Source organism: Conexibacter woesei DSM 14684, assembly GCF_000025265.1.
GTDB lineage: Bacteria > Actinomycetota > Thermoleophilia > Solirubrobacterales > Solirubrobacteraceae > Conexibacter > Conexibacter woesei.
Map to the genome: position 1 here is coordinate 5,810,517 of NC_013739.1, position 23,835 is coordinate 5,834,351.

Here is a 23,835-nt window from a genome sequence, read left to right on the forward strand (position 1 = left end):
CTCAGCAGCCTACGGAAGGTGTCCGGCGGCGTCTTGGAAGAACGCGACAGATGCTGGGCTTTACTCGTCATGTAGCCCCTCCTGCCAGAATCATCAAGCAGATGACCGGCGATCCCCCAGAACGCCGTTCGAACGGCGACCGACTGCCGGCCGAGCGACCCCCCTCCAACGAGGGTCAGACGCCGCCGCGCAAGCCCGGTCGCAACGAGCCCGGATCGCCGCCGGACTGGCGCGTGACGCCGGCTCCCGACGGCCGCGGGACGCCGAGAAGAGGACGCAACGGCGGCGGCATGCGGCCGTTCAGGTTCCCCGGCGGCCGCTGGGGCATCCTCGTCTTCATCCTGGTCCTGCTGGGGCTCAACTGGTGGATCTCGTCCAACGCCCTGGCGCCGAGCGAGCGCGTGCGCGTGCCGTACAGCCCGAACTTCATCCAGCAGGTCAGAGACGGCAACGTCAAGGAGATCTCCTCGACGGGCGCCTCGATCCAGGGTGACTTCAGAGCCGACGTCACCTACCCGCCGAAGGACGACAAGGACTCCGTCACGGCGAAGAAGTTCTCGACCGAGGTGCCGGCGTTCGCCGACACCGACGAGCTGTCGAAGCTGCTGCAGGACAACGACGTCACGGTCAACGCGAGCCCGGCCGACAACGGGCCGTCGCTGCTGGTGTCGATCCTGCTCGGGTTCGGCCCGGTGATCCTGATCATCGCCCTGTTCGTCTTCCTCTCGCGCCGGATGGCCGGCGCGGCGGGCGGCGGGATGATGTCGTTCGGCCGCTCCAGAGCGCGCCGCTCCGAGGGCGGCGAGGCGCAGGTCACGTTCAGAGACGTCGCCGGCATCGACGAGGCCGAGGCCGAGCTGAACGAGATCGTCGACTTCCTCAAGAACCCGCAGAAGTACCAGAGACTCGGCGGCAAGATCCCGAAGGGCGTGCTGCTGAGCGGCCAGCCCGGCACCGGCAAGACCCTGCTGGCCCGCGCCGTCGCCGGCGAGGCCGGCGTGCCGTTCTTCTCGATGTCCGCCTCGGAGTTCGTCGAGATGATCGTCGGCGTCGGCGCCTCGCGCGTGCGTGACCTCTTCAGACAGGCGAAGGAGGCCGCGCCCGCGATCATCTTCATCGACGAGCTCGACGCGATCGGCCGCGCGCGCGGCGGCGGCCGCGGCTCCTTCGGCGGCAACGACGAGCGCGAGCAGACGCTCAACCAGATCCTCACCGAGATGGACGGCTTCGAGCCGACGACGGCCGTGATCGTGATCGCCGCGACCAACCGGCCCGAGATCCTCGACGCGGCGCTGCTGCGCCCCGGTCGCTTCGACCGCCGCGTGACGGTCGCCGCACCGGACCGCAACGGCCGTCTGATGATCCTCAAGGTGCACACGCGCTCGGTCCCGCTCGCCGACGACGTCGACCTCGAGTCGATCGCTTCCTCGACGCCCGGGATGGTCGGCGCCGACCTCGCCAACCTCGTCAACGAGGCCGCCCTGCTGGCCGCCCGCCGCGGCCACGTCAAGGTCACCAACTCCGACGTCGCCGACGCGCTGGAGAAGGTCGTCCTCGGCGCCGAGCGCAAGGTGATGATGAGCGACGACGACCGCAGACGGACCGCCTACCACGAGTCCGGCCATGCGATCGTCGGGATGCTGACGGCGGGCGCAGACCCGGTCCGCAAGGTCTCGATCATCCCCCGCGGGCAGGCGCTCGGCGTGACGTTCTCCTCGCCCGACGCGGACAAGTACAACTACGACGAGCGCTACCTCGTCGGCAAGATCAAGGTCGCGCTCGGCGGCCGCGTGGCGGAGGAGATCGTCTTCGGCGACCTCACGACCGGCGCGGAGTCCGACATCCAGCAGCTGACCGGGATCGCCCGCCAGATGGTCGGCCGCTGGGGCATGAGCCGCGCGATCGGCCCGATCGCGGTGCTGCCGTCCGAGGGCAACGGCCCGCTGCTGCCAGGCGTCGCGGAGACGTCTGAGTCGACGCAGAGGCTCGTCGACGAGGAGGTGCGGCGGATCGTCGACAGCGCGCACGCCGAGGTCACCAGACTGCTGCGCGAGCACCGCGCCAACCTCGACTCGCTCGTCGCCGGCCTGCTCGACCAGGAGACGCTCGACGAGGCCGACGCCTACGAGGCCGCCGGCCTGGAGCACATGCGCCCGGAGCGGGTCGAGCCGCCGGCGCCGCGGCCCTCGCGCCGCGACGGCGGCCGCAGCGTTGCCGCCGGGCCCGTGCCGCACGGCCTGGAGGCGCCCGAGCGGCCGGCGCAGATAGCCGCGCCGGGCGCGGACGAGCCCGAACCGCCGACCAACGGCAGCGGTGAGCTGGGCGGCTCGGTCAGAGCCGGCGACGCATGAGCGAGACACGACTCACCAGCGGCGTCGACGAGCGCACGTTCAGCCGCGCGCCCGCGCCCGGCGCCGACGGCACCGACGGGCCGGTCACCTACGAGCTGGCGAGCTGGGGTGTGCGCGCCGCGGCGCTGCTGCTCGACTCGCTGATCGTCGGCGGCGTCGCCGCGATCCTGTTCGTGATCGGCGTCGGCTTCTTCGAGAGCGACCCCGACGAGCAGCGCAGACTCGCCGAGTCGTATTCCTACCCCGCCGCCCTGCTGCTGGTGGCGGTCTACTCGCCGCTGATGATGATGCGCAGAGGCGACCGCAACGGCCAGACGCTCGGCAAGCAGATCCTGAAGATCCGCGTCGTGCGCGAGACCGGCGAGGCGATGACGCTGAGCAGCGGCCTCGTGCGCGAGGTGATCGGCCGGATGCTGCCGTCGCTGCTGACGCTCGGCCTCTACACACCGGTCGACTACCTGTGGCCGCTGTGGGACAGATCGAGACAGTGCCTGCACGACAAGATCGCCTCGACGCGCGTCGTGCGCGCGGGCGCGCCGCTGCCCGAGCCGACCGTCCTGCCGCCCGCGCCGCCGCCGGCCCCGCCGCGCGACGATCGCCCGGTGCGCGACGGCTGGCTGCCGCCGAGCGCCAGCAGCTGAGCCCTCCTACGCCGCCAGCGTGACCTTGCGCAGGTGGCGCGGGGCGCCGGGGTCGATCCCCTTCGCCAGCGCCAGCGTGCGCGCGAACAGCTGGCCGGGGAGCACCGACAGCAGCGGTGAGAGCAGCGGGTCGGGCGCGTGCGGCGTCGCGAGCGTGAACGTCGCGCCGTCGAGCGCGGCGGCCTCCGGGCCGGTCGTTATCACCGGCGCGCCGGCGTCGCGTGCGCGGCGGACCGCCTCGGCGACCGCGGGCAGCGTCGCCTCGTCGCCGGCGACCGCCCAGACGGGGAAGCTGCGGTCGAGCGCCGCGACCGGGCCGTGCGCCATGCTCGTCGCGGTCAGCGCCTTCGCCGCCACGTAGGCGATCTCGGTCAGCTTCAGCGCGACCTCCGCGGCGGTCGCCAGCTCCAGGCCGCGCGCGACCGCGTACAGCCGCTCGACCGACGACAGCACGTCGGCGATCGGCTCGACCGCGCGCTCCAGCCGCGGCAGCGCCTCCTCCGCCAGGTCGGCGGTCCCGCGCAGCGCGGAGGCGAGCGCGGCGCCGCGCTCGGGGCCGGCCGCGTGCGCGCCGAGCAGCGCGAGCGCGGCGAGCGTGCAGGTGTACGTCTTCGTCGCGGCGATCGAGCGCTCCGGCCCGGCCGCCAGCGGCAGCACGCCGTCCGCCCCGCGCGCCAGCGACGAGTCGCCGGCGTTGGTGACCGCGACCGCGGTCGCGCCGGCCGCGCGCGCAGCGTGCAGCCACGCGACGACGTCGGGCGTCTCGCCCGACTGCGACAGACCGACCGCCAGCTCTCCCGGCGTCGCCGTCGCCGCGCCGTAGGAGAGCGACAGCGACATCGAGTCGCGCAGGATCGTCCAGCCGCACAGCAGCCGCAGCGCGTACATCGCATACGTCGCGGCGTGGTCGGAGGTGCCGTGCGCGGCAAACCGCACCAGCGACGGCCGCTCCGCCGCGAGGCGCTGCCCGAGCGCGGCGATCTCCTCCTCGTGGTCGAGCAGGCGGCGCCATGCCGCGGGCTGCTCGCGGATCTCGTCGAGCAGCAGCTCGGCGCCCGTCGCTTCAGCGCTCATCGCGTCGCTCCGGTCGACGCGCCGGCGGGAGAGATCGCCAGCCCGCTGTCGGGCGCGAAGAAGCGCAGCCCGCCTGGCTCGATCCCGAACTCGATCGTCTCGCCCGGCAGCATCGACGCGCGGCCCTCGTAGTGGACGGCGAGCTTCGCGCCGCCGCAGTCGACGCCGACGAACGTCTCGCGACCGAGCGCCTCGACGTACTCGACGGTCCCGCTCAACGGGCCCAGCAGCGCGCCGTTCTCGCCGTTCCACGGCTTCGCAAACTCGGGCCGCACGCCGACGGTGACGCCGTCGGGCAGTTCCGTGACGCCGGCCGCGAGCAGCTCGACGCCGCCCGATCGCAGCCGCACGCCGCCGTCCTCGCGGCTCACGGCGGCGTCGAAGAACGACATCGCCGGGCTGCCGATGAAGCCGGCGACGAAGCGGTTCGCCGGGCGCTCGTACAGCTCCTCGGGCGTGCCGACCTGCTCCAGCACGCCGTCGTTCATGACCGCGATGCGGTGGCCCATCGTCATCGCCTCGACCTGGTCGTGCGTGACGTAGACCGTCGTCGTGTTGACCTCCTGCTGGAGCCGCTTGATCTCGCCGCGCGTCTGCGTGCGCAGCTTCGCGTCGAGGTTCGACAGCGGCTCGTCCATCAGGAACACCTGCGGGTCGCGCACGAGCGCGCGGCCGAGCGCGACGCGCTGCGCCTGCCCGCCCGACAGCTGCCCCGGCTTGCGCTGGAGGTATCTGCCGAGGTCGAGCGCCTGCGCGGCGCGGTCGACGCGTCTGGCGATCTCGTCCTTGGGGACCTTGCGGCGGCGGAGGCCGAACGCGAGGTTGTCGAAGACCGTCATCTGCGGATACAGCGCGTAGTCCTGGAAGACCATCGCGATGTCGCGCTCGCGCGGCGCGATCTTGTTGACGACCTGCTCGCCGATGCGGATCTCGCCGCCGCTGATCGACTCGAGGCCCGCCAGCATCCGCAGCGCCGTCGTCTTGCCGGAGCCTGACGGCCCGACGAGCACCATGAACTCGCCGTCGGCGATGTCGAGCGAGACGCCGCTGACGGCGGTCACGCCGCCGTAGCGCTTGTCGACGTCGATGAACTGGACTGCAGCCATGGAACTATCCCTTCACGGCACCGGAGAGCATGCCCCGGATGAAATGGCGTTGGAGGAACATGTAGAGCACGACGACGGGCGTCGCCACGATCACCGCCCCGGCCGCGAGCAGCGTCAGGTTCGAGGTGTTGCGACCCTGGAAGAAGCTGAGCCCCAGCGGCGCGGTCCGCAGCCCCTCGTCGGTCACCATCACGAGCGCCAGCAGGAACTCGTTCCAGGTCCACATGAACAGCAGGACCGTCATCGTCAGCACGGCCGGCTTGGCGAGCGGCAGCAGCACGCGCCAGAGCGTGAACCAGCTGGTCGCGCCGTCGATCCGCGCGGCCTCCACGAGCGAGCGCGGGACCGAGCGGAAGAAGGCGCGCATCCAGAACGTGCCGAACGCGACCGACGTGCCGATCTGCGGCAGGATCAGCGCCCAGTAGGTGTCGGTCAGCTGGAGGTCGCGGAGGTCGTAGTAGAGCGGCACGACCATCGCCTCCATCGGCACCATCAGGCCGAGCAGGAAGAGGTAGAACAGCACCTCGGAGCCGCGGAAGCGCATCATCCCGAAGGCGTAGCCGGACAGGATCGAGAGCAGGATCGAGACGGCGACGACGGTCACCGAGACGATCACGCTCGATCTCAGGTAGGAGCCGAAGTTGCCCTGCTCCCACGCGTCTTTGAAGTTGCCGAGGTGGATGCCGTCGAAGGAGCCGAACGAGTTGATCGCGTTCGGGTCCTGGACGGCGGTGAAGACGATCCCGACGATCGGCGCGAGCGCGATCAGCGAGAAGAGCCCGAGGATCGTGTAGGTGAGCGCCTGCTCACGCTGGGAGGTCATCGAGCACCTCGCTCGGCCGTGCGGTTGATCAGGAGCGAGATCGCGAAGATGATCGCCAGCAGCGAGATGCCGATCGCGGCGGCGGAGCCGACCTGCCCGGTCTGGAAGGCGCGGTCGTAGACCTCGAACGACGGCACCGAGGTCGCGTCGCCCGGCCCGCCCTTCGTCGTGATGTAGACGAGGTCGAAGTTGCGCAGCGCCTGGATCGTCGTGAGCGTCAGCGCGACGGCGATCTCCCCGCGCAGCGCGGGCAGCGTGACGGCGAAGAACTCGCGGATCGGGCCGGCGCCGTCGACGCGCGCGGCGTCGTAGAGGCTCGACGGGATCTTCTGCACGCCGGCCGTCAGCAGCACCATCGCGAGGCCGTACATGACCCATGTGCCGATCAGGCCGACCGACGGCAGCGCGCGGTCGAAGTCGCCGAGCCACGACTGCGTCAGCGACCCCAGCCCGACGGCGCGCAGCAGCTCGTTCAGGGCGCCGTTCTCGGGGTCGTAGATCATCCGCCACATGACCGCGACGACGACCATCGCGATCACCTGCGGGAGAAAGAGGATCGTGCGGAACAACGCCAGCCCGCGCACCCGCGCGCGGGCGACGAGGCCCGCCAGCAGCAGGCCGATCAGAACCGGCAGCACGGCGTAGAACAGCACGAGCACGAGCGCGTGCCCGAATGCGGCGCGCAGTCCCGGGTCCGAGACGACGTCGACGTAGTTGTCGAAGCCGACCCATCTGCCGGCGGTCAGGCCGTCCCACTCCCACAGGGAGAGGTAGAAGGCGTGACCGAGCGGGACGAGGACGAAGCCCGCGAAGACGAGGAACGCCGGCAGGATGTACAGATAGCCGACACGCCGGGGCTCGCCCGGGGGACGCGCCTCCGAGCGCGTCCCGCCGAGCGGCCATTCCGGCTTGGGCACCTCGCCCGCCACGCCGCCGACGACCGCGGAGGCGGGCGGGGGCGGCGTGGAGGGTTCGATGGCACTCATGCGCTTCCTTCCGATCAGAGCGAGCCGGTGAACTCGCTGTACTTCGCCTCGACGCCGGACGTGAACTCCTCCGGCGACTGCTTCTCAGCCAGCAGCTCCTGGATCGCGCCGCTGATGTCGTCGTAGAACGTCGGGGTCGCGTAGTCGATGTACGGGATGATCCCGTTCGCCTCGTTGAGGCTTCTCCAGGCGGCGAAGACATCGCCGGTCAGGCCCTCCGTCGGCGCTATCCCGTCCGGCAGCGACATCGCCGGCAGGTTGTCGGTCTCGACCAGCACTCTCGCCGCGTTGGCGTCGGTGATGAAGTCGATGTACGCGGCCGCGACGTCGGGGTTCTTCGACGCGGTCGTGACCGTGAACGGCAGGCCCTCGCCGCCGAGCGCGACCGGATCGTCGCCGGCCGTCTCGCCCGGGAGGACGAAGAAGCCGACGTCGTCGCCCATCGCTCTGATCAGGTCCGCCACGAGCCACGTGCCGGCGATCAGGTAGGGGCTCTCGCCTCTCGCGAAGCGCTGCCACGCGGGGTCGTAGCCGACGCCGTTGAAGTCGGGCGTGAAGTAGCCCGCCTTCGCCCAGTCCTGCAGCGTTCTGGCGGCGGCGGTGAACTCAGGCGTGTCGAACGACGCGCCGCTGGCGGCGAAGACGAAGTCGCTCACGGCCTGCGGCGTGGCGTTGCGGCCGAGCACGGTCTCGTACTCGTGGATGCCGGGCCACTTGTCGAGGTTGCCGAACTGGATCGGCACGCCGCCGGCTCTCTTGGTCTCGGCGAGCGAGGCCTCGAACTCCTCGAGCGTCTCGGGCAGTCTTCTCACGAGTCTTCTGTTGTAGAAGACGCCGACGATCTCACCCATCTGGGAGAGGCCGTAGAGGTCGCCGCTGCCGAACTGTCTCGCGTCGGGCGAGAACTTGTTCAGGTTCAGCAGCAGGTCCGAGTAGCGGTCGTCCCAGCCGTAGACCTCGGCGTAGTCGGTCAGCGGCCGCAGCAATCTCGCTCTCACGAGCTGGCCCATCACGGGACGACCCTGGTTGGCCTGCACGACGTCCGGCGCTCTCGGGCCCGAGACGGCCAGCTTGAGCGTCGTGTTGAGGTCCTCGAACGACTTCGCCACGCGGTTGATCGTGACGTTCGGGTACTTCTCCTGGAACTCGGCGTTCAGCCTTCTGATCTGTGCCGCCTGACCTCCGCGGACCTCCTGGTCCCAGATCGTCAGCGTGACGTCGCCGGCGGCGGCGACGTCGACTCTCTCGGTCGCTCTTGTCGTGGCAGTGGTCGACGACGAATCGTCGTCGGACTCTCCCGGTGAACCGCACCCCACGGCAACCGCCGCCAGCAGTGCGGCGACGGCGAGCAGCAGCGCCCTCGTCAGCTTCACCTTTCCTCCTTCGTATGTGTGATCGCGTGCTGGTTCGGCAGCGTCAGCCCACTTCGCGCGCCCGCCTCGGCGAGTGCGTCGAGCCGGCTCGCGCCCGCGACTGCGGTCGCGACCCGGACGGACAGGGCTGCGTACAGCACCGCCCAGCGCAGGCGGTCGAGCTCGGGCGCACCCATCAGGTCCGCCCACACGTACGCAGCGGCGAACAGGTCGCCCGCCCCGGTCGTGTCGACGACGTCGACCTGCACGCCGTCGGCTCGCTCCACCCTTCCTCCTCCCGCCGCGACGGCGAGTGCGCCGCGCGGCCCCAGCGTGACGACGACGCGCGGGACCTGCGCGGTCAACTGCCGCGCCGCCTCCTCGACGTCGTCCGCGCCGCTCAGCAGCAGCGCCTCACGTTCGTTGACGAGCAGCGCGTGCACGCGCTCGGAGCCGTCCGGCAGACGGCCCTCGCGCGCGAGCGTGCGCGCGGTCTCGTCGCCCGTGGTCGCGAACACGCGCGCTCCCTCGGGTGCCAGTCCCAGCCGGTCGAGCGACGTGACGACGGCGCGGGGCGACAGCGCGGCGATCTCCTCGGCGCGCGCCTCCTCGCCGTTGTCGAACGTCGCCATCGCGCGCTCGCTGCCGACCGGCATCACCGCCGTCAGCGAGGTGCGCGCGACGCGCCGGCCCGCCCAGCGGACGCCGTCCGCCGCGAAGGCCGCGCGCACGAACTCACCGTCGGCGTCGTCCCCGATCGGGGAGACCGACGCCGTCCGCAGGCCCAGGCGCGCCGCGCCGATCGCCGTGATCGCGCCGCCGCCCGCGCCACGCTCGAGCCCACGCGTGTGCTGCTCCTCGCCGAGCGCGGGCACGGCCTCCAACCCGACGAACGTCAGGTCGACGAAGGCCGGCTCGACGCAGGCGAGGTCGATCGGATCCGTCGTGCTCACGAGGCGAACGTCCGCCCCAGCTCGGGGATCCGCTGCTCGTAGCCGGCGAGGATCTCGCGCGCGGTGTTGACCGACGGCACCAGCGGGTGCAGCGCGAGCGCCTTGATCGCGAGCTGGCGCGAGCCAGTCGTGGCGGCGGCGATCGTCGTCCGCTCGACGTCCTTCATCGTCTCGATCAGGGCGCGCGCGTGCGCGGGGACCTCGCCGATCGCGACCGGTATCGGGCCGGTGCGACCGACGATCGCGGGCACCTCGACGACGGCGTCGGAATCGAGGAACGGCAGCGCGGAGCGGTTGGCGGTGTTGAGTATCAGGACCGCGCGCGTGTTCAGCGCGATCGCCTCCAGCGCCGCCATCGCCTCCGACTCGTAGCCGGCGTTCTCGTCGAGGTCGTGCTCGCCACAGTCGCCGGCGGCGCTGCGCGCCTCGGCCATGTAGGTGCGCTCGCGGTCGTGGCGCGTCTTGCGCCAGGAGGCGAGCGCCTCCTCGGGCCCCTGGCCGTTCTGCGCGTAGAACTCGCGCTGCTGCTCGAGCAGGAACGCGCCGCGCGAGTTGGGGCTCTCACGGATCGCGTTGACCGTGTCGGCGGCGTAGTAGAAGTAGTAGAGGTACTCGTTGGGGATCATCTCCAGCGAGCGCAGCCAGTCGCCGCCGAACAGGCGGCCCTCCTCGAAGGTGGCGAGCGCGGCGTCGTCCTGGAGCAGGCGGCCGAGCAGCGGCTCGTCCTTGTCGCGCACCTCCTTGAGCCAGCCGAGGTGGTTGAGGCCGAAGTAGTCGAACCAGACGTCGTCGGGGTTGCGGCCGGCGGCGGTCGCGACGCGGCGGCAGAGGCCCGACGGCGAGTCGCAGATGCCGACGACGTGGTCGCCGAGGATCTGCTGGCAGGCCTCGGTGACCATGCCGGCGGGGTTGGTGAAGTTGATCAGCCAGGCGCCGGGGGCGCGGTCGCGGATCTTCTCGGCGAGCGTGACCATCGTCGGGATCGTCCGCAGCGCGAAGCAGATGCCGCCCGGGCCGGTGGTCTCCTGGCCGAGCACGCCGTGGCCGAGCGGGACCGACTCGTCGGCGACGCGGCCCTCCAGCTGGCCGACGCGGATCGCCGAGAAGACGAAGTCGGCGCCTTCGACGGCGTCGTCGAGGTCGGTCGTGGTGCGGAACGGGAGCTGCTGCCCGTGCTCCTCCGCGAGCCCTCTGAGGACCGGCGCGATGCGCGCGAGACGATCCTCTTCGACGTCGTGCAGCACGACCTCCTCGAGCCGCAGCCGCTCAGCCTTGGCGAGCAGCGCGCCATAGACGAGCGGGACGCGGAACCCGCCCCCTCCGACGATCGTGAGCTTCATGCGACGGTTACCTCGATTCCTGCTTCGGTGATCGACGCGGCGTGTGCCGTGGGCACAGGCGCGTCGGTGACGATGTGGTCGATCTCCGCCGGTCCGCAGACGCGCACGACCGCGCCCATCGCGAACTTCTCCGCGTCGGCCAGCAGCACGACGCTGTTGGCGGCGGCGATCATGGCGCGCTTGATCGGGACCTCGACCATGGTGGTGTCCCACACGCCCATGTCCGCGTCGACGCCGCTGGTGCCGAGGAAGGCGACGTCCGCCTTCAGCTGGCGCAGCGAGTCCTCGGCGATCACGCCGACCATCGAGCGGTAGTTGCGCCGGACGAGCCCGCCCGGCAGCACGAGTTGGATGTCGTCGTCGGGGACCAGCTCCTCGTAGACGGCGAGGCTTGTGGTGACGACGGTGAGCCTGCGACCGTGCAGATGACGCGCGAGCTGCAGCGTCGTCGTGCCGATGTCGATCATGATCGTCTGGCCGTCCTCGACCAGCGCAGCGGCGGCCGCGCCGATCCTGTCCTTGCCCGTGAAGCGCTCGACGGCGATCTCCTCGAACGGGCGCTCGTCGGTCGCGTTGATCGCGCCGCCGTGGACGCGCTCGAGCTTGCCGTCGCGCTCCAGGGCCCTGAGGTCGCGGCGGACGGTCATCTCCGAGACGCCGAAGCTCTCGGCGAGATCGGAGACGTGAGCGGTGCCGGAACGGACGGCGTGGAGGATCTTCTGACGACGCTGAGCGGGAAGCATGGTCGGGACTATGGGCACGGAGTCAGTCACAGGTCAACAGGGAAGTGTTCGAAAGTGTTAGCCCCTGGAGCGAGCGCCGAAGCGCCCGCTCCAGAGACAACCGCGGGGACGCGGACTAGCGGCGGACGCGGACCTCCACGCTGCGGAGGACCTTGCCGCGACGATCGACCGACGTGAACGTCGCGCGCTTGGTGCTCGCGGGGAGGCTCACGCGGGCGACGCCCTTGCGCAGCGTCGCCTTGGCGAGCGTGCGCTTGCCGGACTTCACGACGACGCGGCTCGCGGGGCTGGCCGCCTTCACCGTGCAGCTGACGGCCTTGACCGTGCGCTGTCTGCGCACGAGCTTGCACGTCACCTTCGGAGCGGCGTGTCTCGCCGCGGGCTTCTTCGCGGGCTCGCCCTTGGGGCCCTGCGGGCCGACGGGACCCTGCGCGCCGGCGGGACCCTGCGGGCCGGGATCGCCCTTCGGGCCCGGGACCGGAAGCGGCGGCACCGTGCCGTCGTCGCCGGGCAGGCCGACGGCGAGCGGCGTCGTGCCACCGGCACGCGCCCCGTAGGAGGCGAGCACGAGCGCGCCGTCGGCCTTGATCGCGTCACGCGCGGCCGCCGACACGGGGACTCTCACCTGCAGCACGCGGCCCGCAGCTCCCACGAGCACATCCGTGTCGGAGCCGAGCACCTTCTCCGCGCCGTACAGGTTCATGTCGACGCCGCCGAGCGGGTCGGGCCGGCCGAGGCCGGGATCGGTCACGAACACGTTCGCCGTGCCGGGACCGGTCGCGACGACCGGGACGACGACGTTGTCGCCGACCAGCTTCGGCTCGCCTGCGAGCTCCAGCGTCGCGTCGCTCGGCGCCCGCTTGGAGCCGCCGAGGCCGGTGCCGTCCACGGCCGCCTGCAGGATCGACTGCGGCGAGAGCACGCTCTGCGCGGCCTCCAGCAGCATCGTCGGGTCCTCAGGCGTGGTCGAGCCGGTCGGCGTGTAGCCGCCGCCGAAGATCGCGTGACCCCAGCGGTACGGATCGGCCTGGACGCCGTTGAACGTCGACCAGCCCTGACGCGTCTGCCCGACCTTGTCCTGCGTGTCGGAGTCGTAGATGAAGATGTTCATCCCGGTCCAGTTCTGACGTGCCGCGGCGGGCAGGTCGCTGAACGGGATCTTCACCTCCAGCTCGTAGCCGGTGTAGTTCGCCGTGTTGATTCTGGAGACGACTCTCATCCCCGGCGCCGACTGGGCGATCGGGCCCTGGAAGCCGTCGGCGTCGCGGTACGCGGCCGGCTGGCCGTTGGTCGTCGTCGGGAAGACGCCGACCTTGAACGTCGTGCTCGTGTCGAACGACTCCGGCTGCGGGTCGAACGCGATCTCGACCGAGTCGGCGCGCCAGTGGCGCTTGGCGTCCTCGGGCGCGAGGATCGTGCCGAGCGTGTCGTCGGTGACTCTCACGTGCATGTAGAGCGAGTCGCCGAACCACGACGCGTACGCCGTGCCTCTCGCCTTCGTTCTCGTGCTTCTGCTGTCGATCGAGCCCTCCCACGTCTTCGACAGGTCGATCGGCTGGCCGGGGTACTTGGCCGCCGAGAACGTGCCGTCGAGCGCCGGCTGCGCCGCAGCTCTCGGGATCGTCGTGACCGGCACGAGGTCGATCGCGCTGCTCATCTCGCCGCTGCCGGCGGTCGCGGTCGACGTCGTCGTGATCGTTATCGGGTACGAGGGGGCGGCGCCGACCTCGCCGTCCTGTCTGACGTTGCCGGTGCGCAGTGACGTGTCGGTGTTCGTCACGGTGAACGGCACCGAGGTCTCCGCGCCGGCGGCGAGGCCGCTGTACGGCTTGGTCACCTGGTCGACGCTGAATCCGGCCGGCACCGCGAATCTGACCGTGCCGGACTCGGTCAGGCCGCTGTAGTTGCGGACTCTGACGTTGACGGTCTTCGACTCGCCGACGCCCAGGGAGAAGACGGGCGTGACGGTGTCGCCGAGCTGCTCGAGGTCCTGATCTCTGAGCCACGAGCGGTAGTCGGCGACGGTTCTGCGCGGCTCCAGCTCGCCGCGGACCGGCGGCGCGACGCGCACGACGATGCCGTTGCGGCCGCTGGCGCCGTCCTGCTCCATCACGGCGTAGAGGCGCGTCGTCGCGTTGGCGGCGACGCTGGTCGACGGCGTCACCGTGAATCTGACCTTCGACTCGCCGTCGCGGTTGGGCGCGCCGACGGCCTGCGCGGCGCCGCCGGTCCAGCCGCTCGGCAGCTCCAGTCTCAGCTGCGCGTCGTCGAGGTCCTGCGTGCTGCGGACGGTCGCCGTCACGGTGAACGGCTGGCCCGGAAGCACCTCGTAGCTGCTCGTGTCGAGGTCCAGCTCCGTGCCGAGGCGGAAGCCGCCCGGCTGCGCGACGGCGGAGCCGACGAGCGCACCGTCAGCACGGCGGACGCCCGGGTCGTGCGGCACGCGGCCGACCATCAGGCGCAGCTGCTGGCAGCCGAGCTGATCGCCCGGGATCGTGTTGGGCGGCCAGCCGCCACGGCCCTGCGAGACGTACTCGCGGTTGCCCTCGCGGGCGATCTGCGCCCACGTCTTGCCTCTGTTGTGCGGGTCGGGCGAGTTCGACGTGCGGCCCTGCCAGGTGCGGTAGACCTCCGAGCCCGGGTCGGGCGTGTAGGTCGTCTCGCAGGCCTGGCCTCTGTCGGGCGATCCGGTGACCGTGCCGCCGCTCTGGTAGACCGACTTGATCCGCCACGGTCTCAGGCCCTCGCTGAGGATCTGGTTCGGATAGGCGGCCGGGTCGCCGGCGAGGTTGTACGCCTCGTAGGCGAGCCACGCCGCCGCGATGTGGTTGCCGTGCTGACCGGGCGACGGCATCTGGTTCATCGTCACGACGGTGTCGGGGCGCGTCTGGCGCACCACGCGCACGACCCGCTCCAGCGCGACGTCGTAGTTCCACACCTGTCTCGTCAGCGGGACGCTGTAGGTGTAGAAGAAGTCCTGCAGGTCGAGGTTGTAGATGTTGCGTATGCCGGCGCGTCCGACCGCGCGGCGCTCCTCCCGCTCGCGCAGGATGCCGAGCGGAGCACCCTCCTCGAGGCCGGCGGAGTTGCCGCCGCCCTCACCGCGCGTGACGGTGATGACGCCGGTACGGGCGCCGTAGACCTCGTCCCAGATGCCGTAGGTCGGCAGCAGACCGGCCTCGTCGTCGGGGTGTGCACCGATGAACATCGCGTTGAGCTTCACCGGCTCCTGCTCGGCAGCGAGCGCTGACGGCGCTGCCGCCAACGCGGCAGCCGCCGTGACCGCGAGTGCGGCACCGGCTCTGCGTACGACAGTCCAACGACCTTCCATGGAACTCCTCTCCCGGGTCCAGGTCACCCCGGCGGGACCTGGTCTCTCACAAGGACGCAACACTTCTACCACGTCCGCACATCATCGTGTTAGTTTTTGTCCAGAATTGTTGGAGCCGGGATCGAGGAGAGCCGTGTCGTGCCGACCGTCCGTCTGACCACCGCGCAAGCGATCGTGCGCTACCTGTCCGCGCAACACAGCGAGCGCGACGGTGATCGCCGCCGTCTGATCCCGGCCCTGTTCGGGATCTTCGGACACGGCAACGTCGCCGGCCTCGGCCAGGCGCTGGAGGAGCACGGCGCGGACCTGCCGTACATGCAGGCCCGCAACGAGCAGTCAATGGTCCACAGTGCGACCGCGTTCGCGAAGGCGACGCGCCGTGGCCAGACGCTCGCGTGCGCCGCCTCGATCGGCCCTGGCTCGACGAACATGGTGACCGGCGCCGCGCTCGCCACGATCAACCGGCTGCCCGTCCTGCTGCTCGCCTCCGACACCTACGCGACGCGGCGCCAGGGCCCCGTCCTGCAGCAGCTGGAGCACCCCTCCGCGCTCGACGTCTCGGTCAACGACGCATTCCGCCCCGTCTCGCGCCTGTTCGACCGGATCCAGCGCCCCGAGCAGCTGCTGACGGCGCTGCCGGAGGCGATGCGCGTCCTCACCAGCCCGCGCGAGACCGGCGCCGTCGTGCTCGCACTGCCGCAGGACGTGCAGTCGGAGGCGTACGACTTCCCGGAGTCGTTCTTCGCCGAGCGGACCTGGACGATCGGCCGTCCGCAGCCCGAGCCCGCGCTCGTCGAGCGCGCCGCCGAGCTGATCGAGCGCGCCGAGCGGCCGCTCGTGATCGCCGGCGGCGGCGTCCTCTACAGCGACGCGCAGGCGGAGCTGGAGGAGCTGGCCGACGCCTTCGGCCTGCCCGTCGCCGAGACGTTCGCCGGCAAGGGCGCCGTGCGAATCGGCGCTTGGTGGGGCCTCGGCGGGATCGGATTGGAGGGCACGCCGGCGACCAACGCGCTCGCCGCTCAGGCCGACCTCGTGATCTCCGTCGGCACGCGCCTGACCGACTTCCCGACCGCCTCGCAGTCGCTCTTCGCCCACCCCGAAGTGAACTTCGTCGCGATCAACGTCGACGGCCGCGACGCGCACAAGCAGGGCGCGCTCGCGCTCGAAGCCGACGCGCGCGACACCCTGCGGGCGCTGTCAGACGCGCTCGCTGCTCGGGGCCGCCGCCCCTCGGCGACCTACCGGGCGGCCATCGAGGAAGGGGCCGCGGCGTGGGCAAGTCGCCGCGCCGCGGCCCTCTTCGAGGACCACGCGAATGGCATGACGCAGGGGCGCCTGCTCGGCGTGATGCAGGAGGCCGCACGCCCCGGCGACACGCTGATCGCCGCCGCGGGCGGCCCGCCCGGCGACGTGCTGAAGGTGTGGGACGCGACCGGCGAGCGCCACGCGCACATCGAGTTCGGCTTCTCCTGCATGGGCTATGAGCTGCCGGCCGCGCTCGGCGTGCGGATGGCCCAGCCGGACGACGGCGAGGTGATCGCGTTCATCGGCGACGGCACCTTCCTGATGGCGCCGTCCGAGCTGGTCACCGCGCTCCAGGAGCGGCTCGCGATCACCGTCGTGATCAGCGAGAACCACGGCTTCCAGGTGATCCGCCGCCTCCAGATGGCGCGCGCCGGCCGCGACTTCGGCAACGAGTTCCGCGCCCGCACCGAGAGCGGCGCCGGGTCGGCCGAGCCGACGCGCCTCTCCGGCGACTACCTCGGCCTCGACCTCGCCGCGATCGCGGCGGGAATGGGCGCGCGCAGCTGGCGCGTCTCCGACCCCGGCAGCCTGCGCGCCGCGCTCGACGCCGCGCGCGACCACGACGGCCCGGCGGTGATCGTCGCCGAGACGCTGCCGCACGTCGACCTGCCCGGCGCGGAGGTGTGGTGGGACGTCGCGCCCGCCGAGGTCTCCGCCGACCCGGTCGTCCAGCAGCTGCGCGCCGAGTACGAGGCCGACCGCGCCCGTCACCAGCGCTTCCACCACCCCGCCGCCCCCCAGGAGGTCGCGGAATCCCACGGGCAGAGCCCTCGGATTCCGTCTGCCTCGCGCGCCCCTCGCACGAACCAGGAGGCTCCGACCCCATGACCGCCGCCACCGAGGCGCGCACGATGCGCGCCGCGATCTTCGAGGGGCCCGGCCGCCTCGTCATCTCCGAGCGTCCGATCCCGCAGCTGCACGCGCCCGACGACGTCCTGATCGAGGTCGAGGCATGCGGCGTGTGCGGCACCGATGTCCACATCCTCTCCGACCCGCCGGGCCATCCCGGAACGCCCGGTTGCGTGCTCGGCCACGAGTTCGTGGGCCGTGTGCGCGGGGTCGGTGCGGAGGCGCGCGACGTCGCGGTCGGTGACCGCGTCGTCGTCGCGCCGAATCTGAGCTGCGGCACCTGCGCCGCATGCAAGAAGGGGCTCACCGCCCACTGCGAGCGCTTCACGACGATCGGCATCTTCCGCGACGGCGGGATGGCCTCCCACGTCGTCGTGCCGGCGCTCGCCTGCCACCAGATCGCGGACGACCTGCCCGCGCAGGTCGCCGCGCTCGTCGAGCCGCTGTCGTGCGTCTTCAACGGCATCCAGCAGGCGAAGCTCGTGCCGGGCGAGACGGTCGTCGTGATCGGCGCCGGCGCGATCGGCCTGATGTTCCTGGCGCTGCTGCGCGCCGGCGGCGCGAGCCGCGTCGTCGTCGTCGAGCCGGGCGAGCTGCGTCGCGGGATCGCGCTGGAGATGGGCGCCGATTACGCGCTCGACCCGCGCGACGCCGGCTTCGCCGAGGCGGTCGAGAACGCGCTCGGCGGCGCCGGCGCGGACGTCGTCGTCGACGCCGTCGGCAGCCAGCTGCCGGCCGCGATCGAGCTCGCCGCGCCGCGCGGGCGCGTGCTGCTGTTCGGCATGGACGCCCACGCCAGAGGCGCGCTGCCGCAGGTCGAGATCACCCGCCGCGAGCTGGTCGTCTTCGGCACCTACGTCGGCGACCACACCTTCCCCGACACGATCCGCGTGCTCGAGTCCGGCGTGATCGACCTCGCGCCGCTGGTCTCGCACTGGGTGTCGCTGGAGGAGCTGCCGGAGACGCTCGACGAGATCCGCGGCGGCTCCGCCGTCAAGGCCGTCATCGACTTGACCCGCGGCGCATGAGCGGCGACCGCGTCGCCGCCGCGCCGATCTCCTGGGGCGTCTGCGAGGTGCCCGGCTGGGGCGTCCAGCTCGAGCCCGAGCGCGTGCTGGAGGAGATGCGCGCGCTCGGCCTGACGGCGACCGAGGCCGGGCCGGAGGGCTTCCTGCCGACCGACCCGCGCGCCGCGGCGGCGCTGCTGGAGCGCAGCGGGATGCAGCTCGTCGGCGCGTTCGTGCCGGCGGCGCTGCACCTCGACGGCGCCCTGGAGCCCATCCGCCGTGCCGCCGCGCTGCTGGCCGAGGCCGGCGCCCGCGCGCTCGTCCTCGCCGCCACCACCGGCAGCGACGGCTACGACGCCGACGCCGCGCTCGACGACGCCGCCTGGGAGCGGCTGCTGCGCGGACTCGACGAGGCGCGCACGGTCTGCGCGGTGGAGGGCGTCCGCTGCTCGCTGCACCCGCACGCCGGCACCGTCGTCGAACGGCGCGAGCACGTCGAGCGCGTGCTCGCCGGCTCGACCGTCGAGCTGTGCCTCGACACCGGCCACCTGATGGTCGGCGGCGCCGACCCGCTGGCGATCGCGCAGGCGGCCGCGAGCCGCATCGGCCACGTCCACCTGAAGGACGTCGACGCCGCGATGGCCGCGCGCGTCGCCGACGGCTCGCTCCCCTACTCGCAGGCCGTGCGCGACGGGATGTACCGCCCGCTCGGCGCGGGCGACGTCGACGTCGCCGGGATCGTCTCGCTGCTGGAGGGCGCCGGCTACCGCGGCTGGTACGTGCTGGAGCAGGACGTGATGCTCGACGCCGAGCCGCCCGCCGGTGCCGGCCCGCTCGGCGACGTGCGCGCCAGCGCCGAGCACCTGCGCTCCCTGCTCGCCGACAACGGGGCGGCAGCCGCATGAGCGCGCGGAACGACTCGCCCTGGGGGCTCGCTGTTCCGAGCGAGAACTCGCCAGAGGCTCCTTCTCGCGGTCGCCAGGTGCACCGATGACTGCCCCGTTCGACGTGATCGCGATCGGCCGGATCGGCGTCGACCTCTACCCCGAGCAGCACCGCGTCGCGCTCGCCGACGTCGAGACGTTCGTCAAGGGCCTCGGCGGCAGCGCGACGAACGTCGCCGTCGCCGCGGCCAGACACGGTCGCCGCAGCGCGATCGTGACGAAGGTCGGCGACGACGGCTGGGGCGCCTACTGCCGCCAGGCGCTCGCCGACTACGGCGTCGACGGGCGCTGGGTCGGCACCGACCCGGAGCTGCGCACGCCCGTGACGTTCTGCGAGGTCCACCCGCCCGACGACTTCCCGCTGCTGTTCTACCGCGAGCCGACCGCGCCCGACCTCAGCCTCGGCACGAGCGAGCTGGACCTCGACGCGATCGCCGCGGCCGGCCTGCTGTGGACGACCGGCACCGGCCTCTCGCGCGAGCCGAGCCGCTCCGCCGTGCTGGCCGCGCTCGACGCGCGCACGGACGGCGCGCTCGCCGTCCACGACCTCGACGACCGCCCGATGCTGTGGCCGGCGGGCGAGCGCCACGAGGACTGGGCGCAGGAGGCGGTCAAGCGCGCCACCGTGGTCGTCGGCAACCGCGCCGAGGCGGCCGTCGCCGTCGGCGACCTGCCGCCGCGCGAGCAGGCGCTCGCGCTGCTGGAGCTGGGACCGGAGATCGCGGTCGTCAAGCAGGGGCCGGCCGGCGTGCTCGGCGCCACGCGCGACGGCGAGATCGTCGAGGTGCCGCCGACGCCGGTCGAGGTCGTCTGCGGCCTCGGCGCCGGCGACGCCTTCGGCGGCGCGCTCTGCCACGGCCTGCTCGCCGGCTGGCCGCTCGAACGGATCCTTCGCTTCGCGAACGTGGCCGGGGCGATCGTCGCCTCGCGCCTGCTGTGCGCCGCCGCCATGCCCACCAGCGAGGAAGTCGAGACCCGCCTGTGACCGATCAGCTCCATCGCCCCGCCGGCAGCGCCCGCGACGGCGCCGACCCGCTCCACATCGCGCCCGCCGACGCCGGCTGGGCGCACACCGGCCTGCGCGTGGTCGAGCTGGCGCCCGGCGAGAGCCGCACGCTCGCGACCGAGGCCGACGAGTACGCGGTCCTGCCGCTCGCCGGCGGCGGCATCGTCGTCGAGGCCGACCGCCAGCTGCTGGAGCTGGAGGGCCGCGCCGACCCGTTCGCGCGCGTGACCGACTTCGCCTACCTGCCGCGCGACTGCGCGGCGCGGATCTCCAACTCCGGCGCGCAGCCGGCGCGGCTCGCGCTGCCGTACGCGAACGCGCGCCGTCGGCTGGAGGTCCGCTACGGCGCGGCCGAGGACGTCCCGGTCGAGCTGCGCGGCGCCGGCGCCGCGACGCGCCAGGTCAACAACTTCCTCCACCCGGACGCGTTCGAGACCGACCGCCTCACCTGTGTCGAGCTGCTGACGCCGCAGGGCAACACCTCCTCCTACCCGCCGCACAAGCACGACACCGACGCGCCGGCCGGCGAGGGTCAGGCGGTGCTGGAGGAGATCTACTACTTCGAGCTGCGCGAGGCGGGCGGCGTCGGGCTGCACCGCACCTACACCGCCGACGGCGAGATCGACGCGACGGTCGAGGTCGGCCACGGCGACGCGTTCCTGATCCCGCGCGGCTACCACGGCCCGTGCGTCGCGCTGCCCGGCTACGACCTGTACTACCTGAACGTGCTCGCCGGCCCGTCGACCGAGCGCTCGCTCGCGTTCAAGGACGATCCCGCGCACGCGTGGATCCGTGACAGCTGGGCCGGGCAGCCGCTCGACCCGCGCCTGCCGCTGTGCGACGCACGCGGCCCGATCGACCACGCCCGCCACCCGCAGGAGACCGCCCGATGAGCGCGACCGCCACCGTCGTCCCCCATTGGATCGCCGGCGCCGCCGACGAGTCCGCGGCCCGCTGGGGAGAGGTGACCGACTCGGCGACCGGCGAGGTCAGCGCGCGCGTGCCGCTCGCGTCCGCGGCCGACGTCGACCGCGCGGTGCGCGCCGCGGCGGAGGCCGCGCGCGGCTGGGCCGCGACGTCGCTCTCGCGCCGCACGGCGGTCATGTTCGCGTTCCGCCAGCTCGTCCACGAGCACCGCGACGAGCTGGCGAGGATCGTCACCCGCGAGCACGGCAAGGTCCTCTCCGACGCGGCCGGCGAGGTCCAGCGCGGGCTCGAGGTCGTCGACTTCGCGTGCGGGATCGCGCACCTGCTGAAGGGCGAGATGACGCCGCAGGTCTCGGGCGGGATCGACTCCTACTCGCTGCGCCAGCCGCTCGGCGTGATGGCCGGGATCACGCCGTTCAACTTCCCGGTGATGGTCCCGATGTGGATGTTCCCGATCGCGATCGCGGCCGGCAACGCGTTCGTGCTGAAGCCGAGCGAGCAGGACCCGTCGGCGTCGCTGCTGCTGGCGCGGCTGTTCGCGCAGGCCGGCCTGCCGGAGGGCGTGCTGACGGTCGTCAACGGCGATCGCGAAGCCGTCAACGCGCTGCTGTCGCACCCGCAGATCGCGGGCGTCTCGTTCGTCGGCTCGACGCCGATCGCGCGGCACGTCTACGAGACCGCGAGCGCTCACGGCAAGCGCGTGCAGGCGCTCGGCGGCGCGAAGAACCACGCCGTCGTGCTGCCCGACGCCGACCTCGACCTCGCCGCCGACGGCCTCGTCTCGGCCGCCTACGGCTCGGCCGGGCAGCGCTGCATGGCGGTGTCGGTCGCGGTCGCCGTCGGCGACGTCGGCGACCGGCTGGTCGAGGCGGTGCGGACGCGGTTGGAGGACCTCACGACCGGTCCGGGCACCGACCCCGCGTCGCAGATGGGGCCGCTCGTCAGCTCGGCGCACCGCGCGCGCGTGGCGGAGCTGGTCGACTCGGGCGAGGCCGAGGGCGCGCAGGTGCTCGTCGACGGCCGCGGCCTGACGGTCGACGGCCACGACGGCGGGCACTGGCTCGGCCCGACGCTGCTCGACCGCGTGCGGCCGGGGATGCGCGTCTACGACGAGGAGATCTTCGGCCCCGTGCTCGTCGTCGTGCGCGCCGAGAGCTACCCGGAGGCGCTGCAGCTCGTGAACGCGAACCCGTACGGCAACGGCGCCGCGATCTTCACGCGCGACGGCGGTGCCGCGCGCCAGTTCGAGCAGGACGTCGTCGCCGGCATGGTCGGCGTCAACGTGCCGATCCCGGTGCCGATGGCCTACCACTCGTTCGGCGGCTGGAAGCACTCGCTGTTCGGCGACCTCCACGTCCACGGCCCCGACGGCGTCCGCTTCAACACGCGCGGCAAGGTCGTCACCCGCCGCTGGCCGAATCCCGCCGACCGCGGGATCGACCTCGGCTTCCCGGTCCTCTCGTAGGTCGCCGCCGGCGCTCGCACGCGCCAGGTACGGTCTGCGCTCGTTGACCGATCGAGCAAGGACACACTCCCGAACCCTTCGCGCGCGTGCCGGCACGGTTCTCGCCGTCGCCGCCGCAGCGCTGCTCTGCGGCGGCGCCGCGACCGCCGGCGCCGCTGAGCGCTGGCCGCCCGGCGGCACCGCGGACGGCGTCCGCATCGCGCAGCGCGGCGGCCAGAGCGCGATCGTCTTCGAGCAGCGCGCGAGCAGGCTCTACCGCACGATCGCGGGCAAGCGGGTCACGGTCGTGTGCGTCGAGAAGGCTCGTTCGAGATCGTTCATGGTCACGGAGTCCTCGGCCAGCACGGAGCTGGTCGCACCGAAGACGCGGCAGCCGCAGCGCATCAGCGGTCTCGCGCGCGGTGCGGACTACTGCCGCGTCTGGCTGCCGAAGCGCACCGTGAGGCGCAGCGGCAGTCGCGGCACGATCGGGCCGAGACCGGTCGTCGCGATCGCGACGACGGAGCGCGGCACCGTGCACCTCGACGAAGAGGCGACGGCGATGACGATGGACTTGGTCATCACCGTCGCAGGCTCGATCGCCGACGACGGGGGCTTCGCGTCCTCCGCACGGGTCGTGCGGTTCTTCGACCGCGCCGGCAGAGCTGCGCCGATCGAGGTCGTCGCGCTCGCGAGCCCGGCCGACACGCCGCCGGCGGGCAAGGTCGGCTACTACCGCGGCGGCAGAGAGCATGCCGCAGCGGTGATGCTCTCGACGAGCGACCGCCGCCTGTTCATGGAGCTGCTGCCGGACGACGAGCTGCGCACCAACGTCCTCGGCTACATCAACGGCTACGGCAGCGAGATCGAGTGATGCGGGCCGCTCGCAACATCGCTGTCGCGGCGGCCACGTTGCTGCTGGGCGGCGCGCAGTGCGCGACGGCCGCCGGGAAGCTGCCAGACGGACGGTCCGACGGCGTCCGCATCGTGCGGGAGGGCGGCAGGATGGCCGTCGTCTTCGACAAGCGTGCGAGCGCGGCCTATCGGCAGATCGCGGGTCGGACGGTCACGATCAGCTGCGTCAAGGGCCTCGGGGGGAGCTACTTCGACATCTCCGGCAGCCGCGGTTCCTCCGACCGCGTGCGGGCGGCGCGGACCCGACGGCCGCTGCGCACGCGCGACCTCGCCAGAGGCGCCGACTTCTGCCGCGTCGCGCTCCCCGAACGGCGCGGTCGCGACGGACGCACGACGGTGCCCGCGGAGCCGGTCGCCGCGATACCGCTGACAGAGCGCGGCACGATCCACCTTGACGAACAGGCCAAGGCCATCGCGGTGTACGTGCTGCTGGAGGAGGCCGTCGACAACGACGGCGGGCGGTCGCCCTCGCACTTCCTTCCGGCGCCCCGCCTGTTCGAGCTGCTGCGCCGCGACGACGACGCGTGGGCGTCGATCGAGCTGACGGAGCTGGCGAGCCCGGACGACACCCCGCCGGCGGGCGCGCTCGGCTACTACAGCGACGGCGGACGGCACGCGGCCGCAGTCGTGCGCTCGACGAACGGCCGGCGCCTGTACCACGAGCTGGGGCCCGACCTGGCGATCAGCAGCAACGTCCTCGGCTACGTCTTCTCCATCGACGACGGGATGAGCTAGCGA

At 72.4% G+C, this 23,835-nt stretch carries 19 protein-coding genes; 10 read left to right on the forward strand and 9 right to left on the reverse strand.

The window, feature by feature from the left end; genetic code table 11:
• Positions 1 to 101 precede the first annotated feature (101 nt).
• The gene (ftsH, locus tag CWOE_RS27300) at positions 102 to 2,351 is read left to right on the forward strand and encodes an ATP-dependent zinc metalloprotease FtsH (protein WP_012936891.1); all 2,250 of its coding nucleotides are present in this window, start codon (positions 102 to 104) and stop codon (positions 2,349 to 2,351) included.
• The gene (locus CWOE_RS27305) at positions 2,348 to 2,992 is read left to right on the forward strand and encodes an RDD family protein (protein WP_012936892.1); all 645 of its coding nucleotides are present in this window, start codon (positions 2,348 to 2,350) and stop codon (positions 2,990 to 2,992) included. Before ftsH ends, CWOE_RS27305 begins: the two co-directional genes overlap by 4 nt.
• Positions 2,993 to 2,998: 6 nt before the next feature.
• Here the strand turns inward: CWOE_RS27305 and CWOE_RS27310 are convergent, their stop codons facing one another.
• From CWOE_RS27310 to CWOE_RS27350, 9 genes are all read right to left on the reverse strand, one after another.
• A complete protein-coding gene (locus tag CWOE_RS27310) occupies positions 2,999 to 4,066 on the reverse strand; it encodes an SIS domain-containing protein (protein WP_012936893.1) in 1,068 nt (355 codons plus the stop codon).
• Positions 4,063 to 5,172, reverse strand: coding sequence for an ABC transporter ATP-binding protein (locus tag CWOE_RS27315; RefSeq protein ID WP_012936894.1), 1,110 nt, complete (start codon positions 5,170 to 5,172; stop codon positions 4,063 to 4,065). Before CWOE_RS27315 ends, CWOE_RS27310 begins: the two co-directional genes overlap by 4 nt.
• 4 nt (positions 5,173 to 5,176) lie before the next feature.
• Positions 5,177 to 5,995, reverse strand: a complete 819-nt coding sequence (locus CWOE_RS27320; protein ID WP_012936895.1) for a carbohydrate ABC transporter permease — start codon at positions 5,993 to 5,995, stop codon at positions 5,177 to 5,179.
• Complete coding sequence (locus CWOE_RS27325) at positions 5,992 to 6,981, reverse strand: carbohydrate ABC transporter permease (RefSeq protein WP_012936896.1); 990 nt, start codon at positions 6,979 to 6,981, stop codon at positions 5,992 to 5,994. The genes CWOE_RS27320 and CWOE_RS27325 overlap by 4 nt, the downstream gene beginning before the upstream one ends.
• 14 nt (positions 6,982 to 6,995) lie before the next feature.
• The gene (locus CWOE_RS27330) at positions 6,996 to 8,354 is read right to left on the reverse strand and encodes an extracellular solute-binding protein (protein WP_012936897.1); all 1,359 of its coding nucleotides are present in this window, start codon (positions 8,352 to 8,354) and stop codon (positions 6,996 to 6,998) included.
• Complete coding sequence (locus CWOE_RS27335) at positions 8,351 to 9,286, reverse strand: carbohydrate kinase family protein (RefSeq protein WP_012936898.1); 936 nt, start codon at positions 9,284 to 9,286, stop codon at positions 8,351 to 8,353. The genes CWOE_RS27330 and CWOE_RS27335 overlap by 4 nt, the downstream gene beginning before the upstream one ends.
• On the reverse strand, positions 9,283 to 10,626 hold the full coding sequence (locus CWOE_RS27340) for a 6-phospho-beta-glucosidase (protein ID WP_012936899.1): 1,344 nt from the start codon (positions 10,624 to 10,626) through the stop codon (positions 9,283 to 9,285). The genes CWOE_RS27335 and CWOE_RS27340 overlap by 4 nt, the downstream gene beginning before the upstream one ends.
• The gene (locus tag CWOE_RS27345; RefSeq protein WP_012936900.1) at positions 10,623 to 11,369 is read right to left on the reverse strand and encodes a DeoR/GlpR family DNA-binding transcription regulator; all 747 of its coding nucleotides are present in this window, start codon (positions 11,367 to 11,369) and stop codon (positions 10,623 to 10,625) included. The genes CWOE_RS27340 and CWOE_RS27345 overlap by 4 nt, the downstream gene beginning before the upstream one ends.
• A 115-nt stretch (positions 11,370 to 11,484) precedes the next feature.
• On the reverse strand, positions 11,485 to 14,700 hold the full coding sequence (locus CWOE_RS27350) for a PIG-L family deacetylase (protein ID WP_012936901.1): 3,216 nt from the start codon (positions 14,698 to 14,700) through the stop codon (positions 11,485 to 11,487).
• A 138-nt stretch (positions 14,701 to 14,838) separates the two neighbouring features.
• Between CWOE_RS27350 and iolD the strand changes: the two genes are divergently transcribed.
• The 8 genes from iolD (at position 14,839) to CWOE_RS27390 (ending at position 23,832) form a co-directional block, all read left to right on the forward strand.
• Positions 14,839 to 16,833 (forward strand): 3D-(3,5/4)-trihydroxycyclohexane-1,2-dione acylhydrolase (decyclizing), encoded by a 1,995-nt coding sequence (gene iolD, locus CWOE_RS27355; protein WP_012936902.1) that lies wholly within the window; start codon positions 14,839 to 14,841, stop codon positions 16,831 to 16,833.
• Positions 16,830 to 17,882, forward strand: coding sequence for an L-threonine dehydrogenase (locus CWOE_RS27360; protein WP_012936903.1), 1,053 nt, complete (start codon positions 16,830 to 16,832; stop codon positions 17,880 to 17,882). The genes iolD and CWOE_RS27360 overlap by 4 nt, the downstream gene beginning before the upstream one ends.
• The gene (locus tag CWOE_RS27365) at positions 17,879 to 18,766 is read left to right on the forward strand and encodes a TIM barrel protein (protein WP_012936904.1); all 888 of its coding nucleotides are present in this window, start codon (positions 17,879 to 17,881) and stop codon (positions 18,764 to 18,766) included. Before CWOE_RS27360 ends, CWOE_RS27365 begins: the two co-directional genes overlap by 4 nt.
• A gap of 85 nt (positions 18,767 to 18,851) precedes the next feature.
• Positions 18,852 to 19,790, forward strand: coding sequence for a 5-dehydro-2-deoxygluconokinase (iolC, locus tag CWOE_RS27370; RefSeq protein ID WP_012936905.1), 939 nt, complete (start codon positions 18,852 to 18,854; stop codon positions 19,788 to 19,790).
• Positions 19,787 to 20,704 carry a 5-deoxy-glucuronate isomerase gene (gene iolB, locus CWOE_RS27375; protein WP_012936906.1) on the forward strand — a complete coding sequence of 306 codons (918 nt, stop codon included), beginning with the start codon at positions 19,787 to 19,789 and terminating at the stop codon, positions 20,702 to 20,704. Before iolC ends, iolB begins: the two co-directional genes overlap by 4 nt.
• Positions 20,701 to 22,203, forward strand: a complete 1,503-nt coding sequence (locus CWOE_RS27380) for a CoA-acylating methylmalonate-semialdehyde dehydrogenase (protein ID WP_012936907.1) — start codon at positions 20,701 to 20,703, stop codon at positions 22,201 to 22,203. Before iolB ends, CWOE_RS27380 begins: the two co-directional genes overlap by 4 nt.
• 43 nt (positions 22,204 to 22,246) lie before the next feature.
• The gene (locus CWOE_RS27385) at positions 22,247 to 23,056 is read left to right on the forward strand and encodes a hypothetical protein (protein ID WP_012936908.1); all 810 of its coding nucleotides are present in this window, start codon (positions 22,247 to 22,249) and stop codon (positions 23,054 to 23,056) included.
• Positions 23,056 to 23,832: a hypothetical protein gene (locus CWOE_RS27390; protein ID WP_012936909.1), complete on the forward strand. Its 777-nt coding sequence runs from the start codon at positions 23,056 to 23,058 to the stop codon at positions 23,830 to 23,832. Before CWOE_RS27385 ends, CWOE_RS27390 begins: the two co-directional genes overlap by 1 nt.
• Positions 23,833 to 23,835 lie beyond the last annotated feature (3 nt).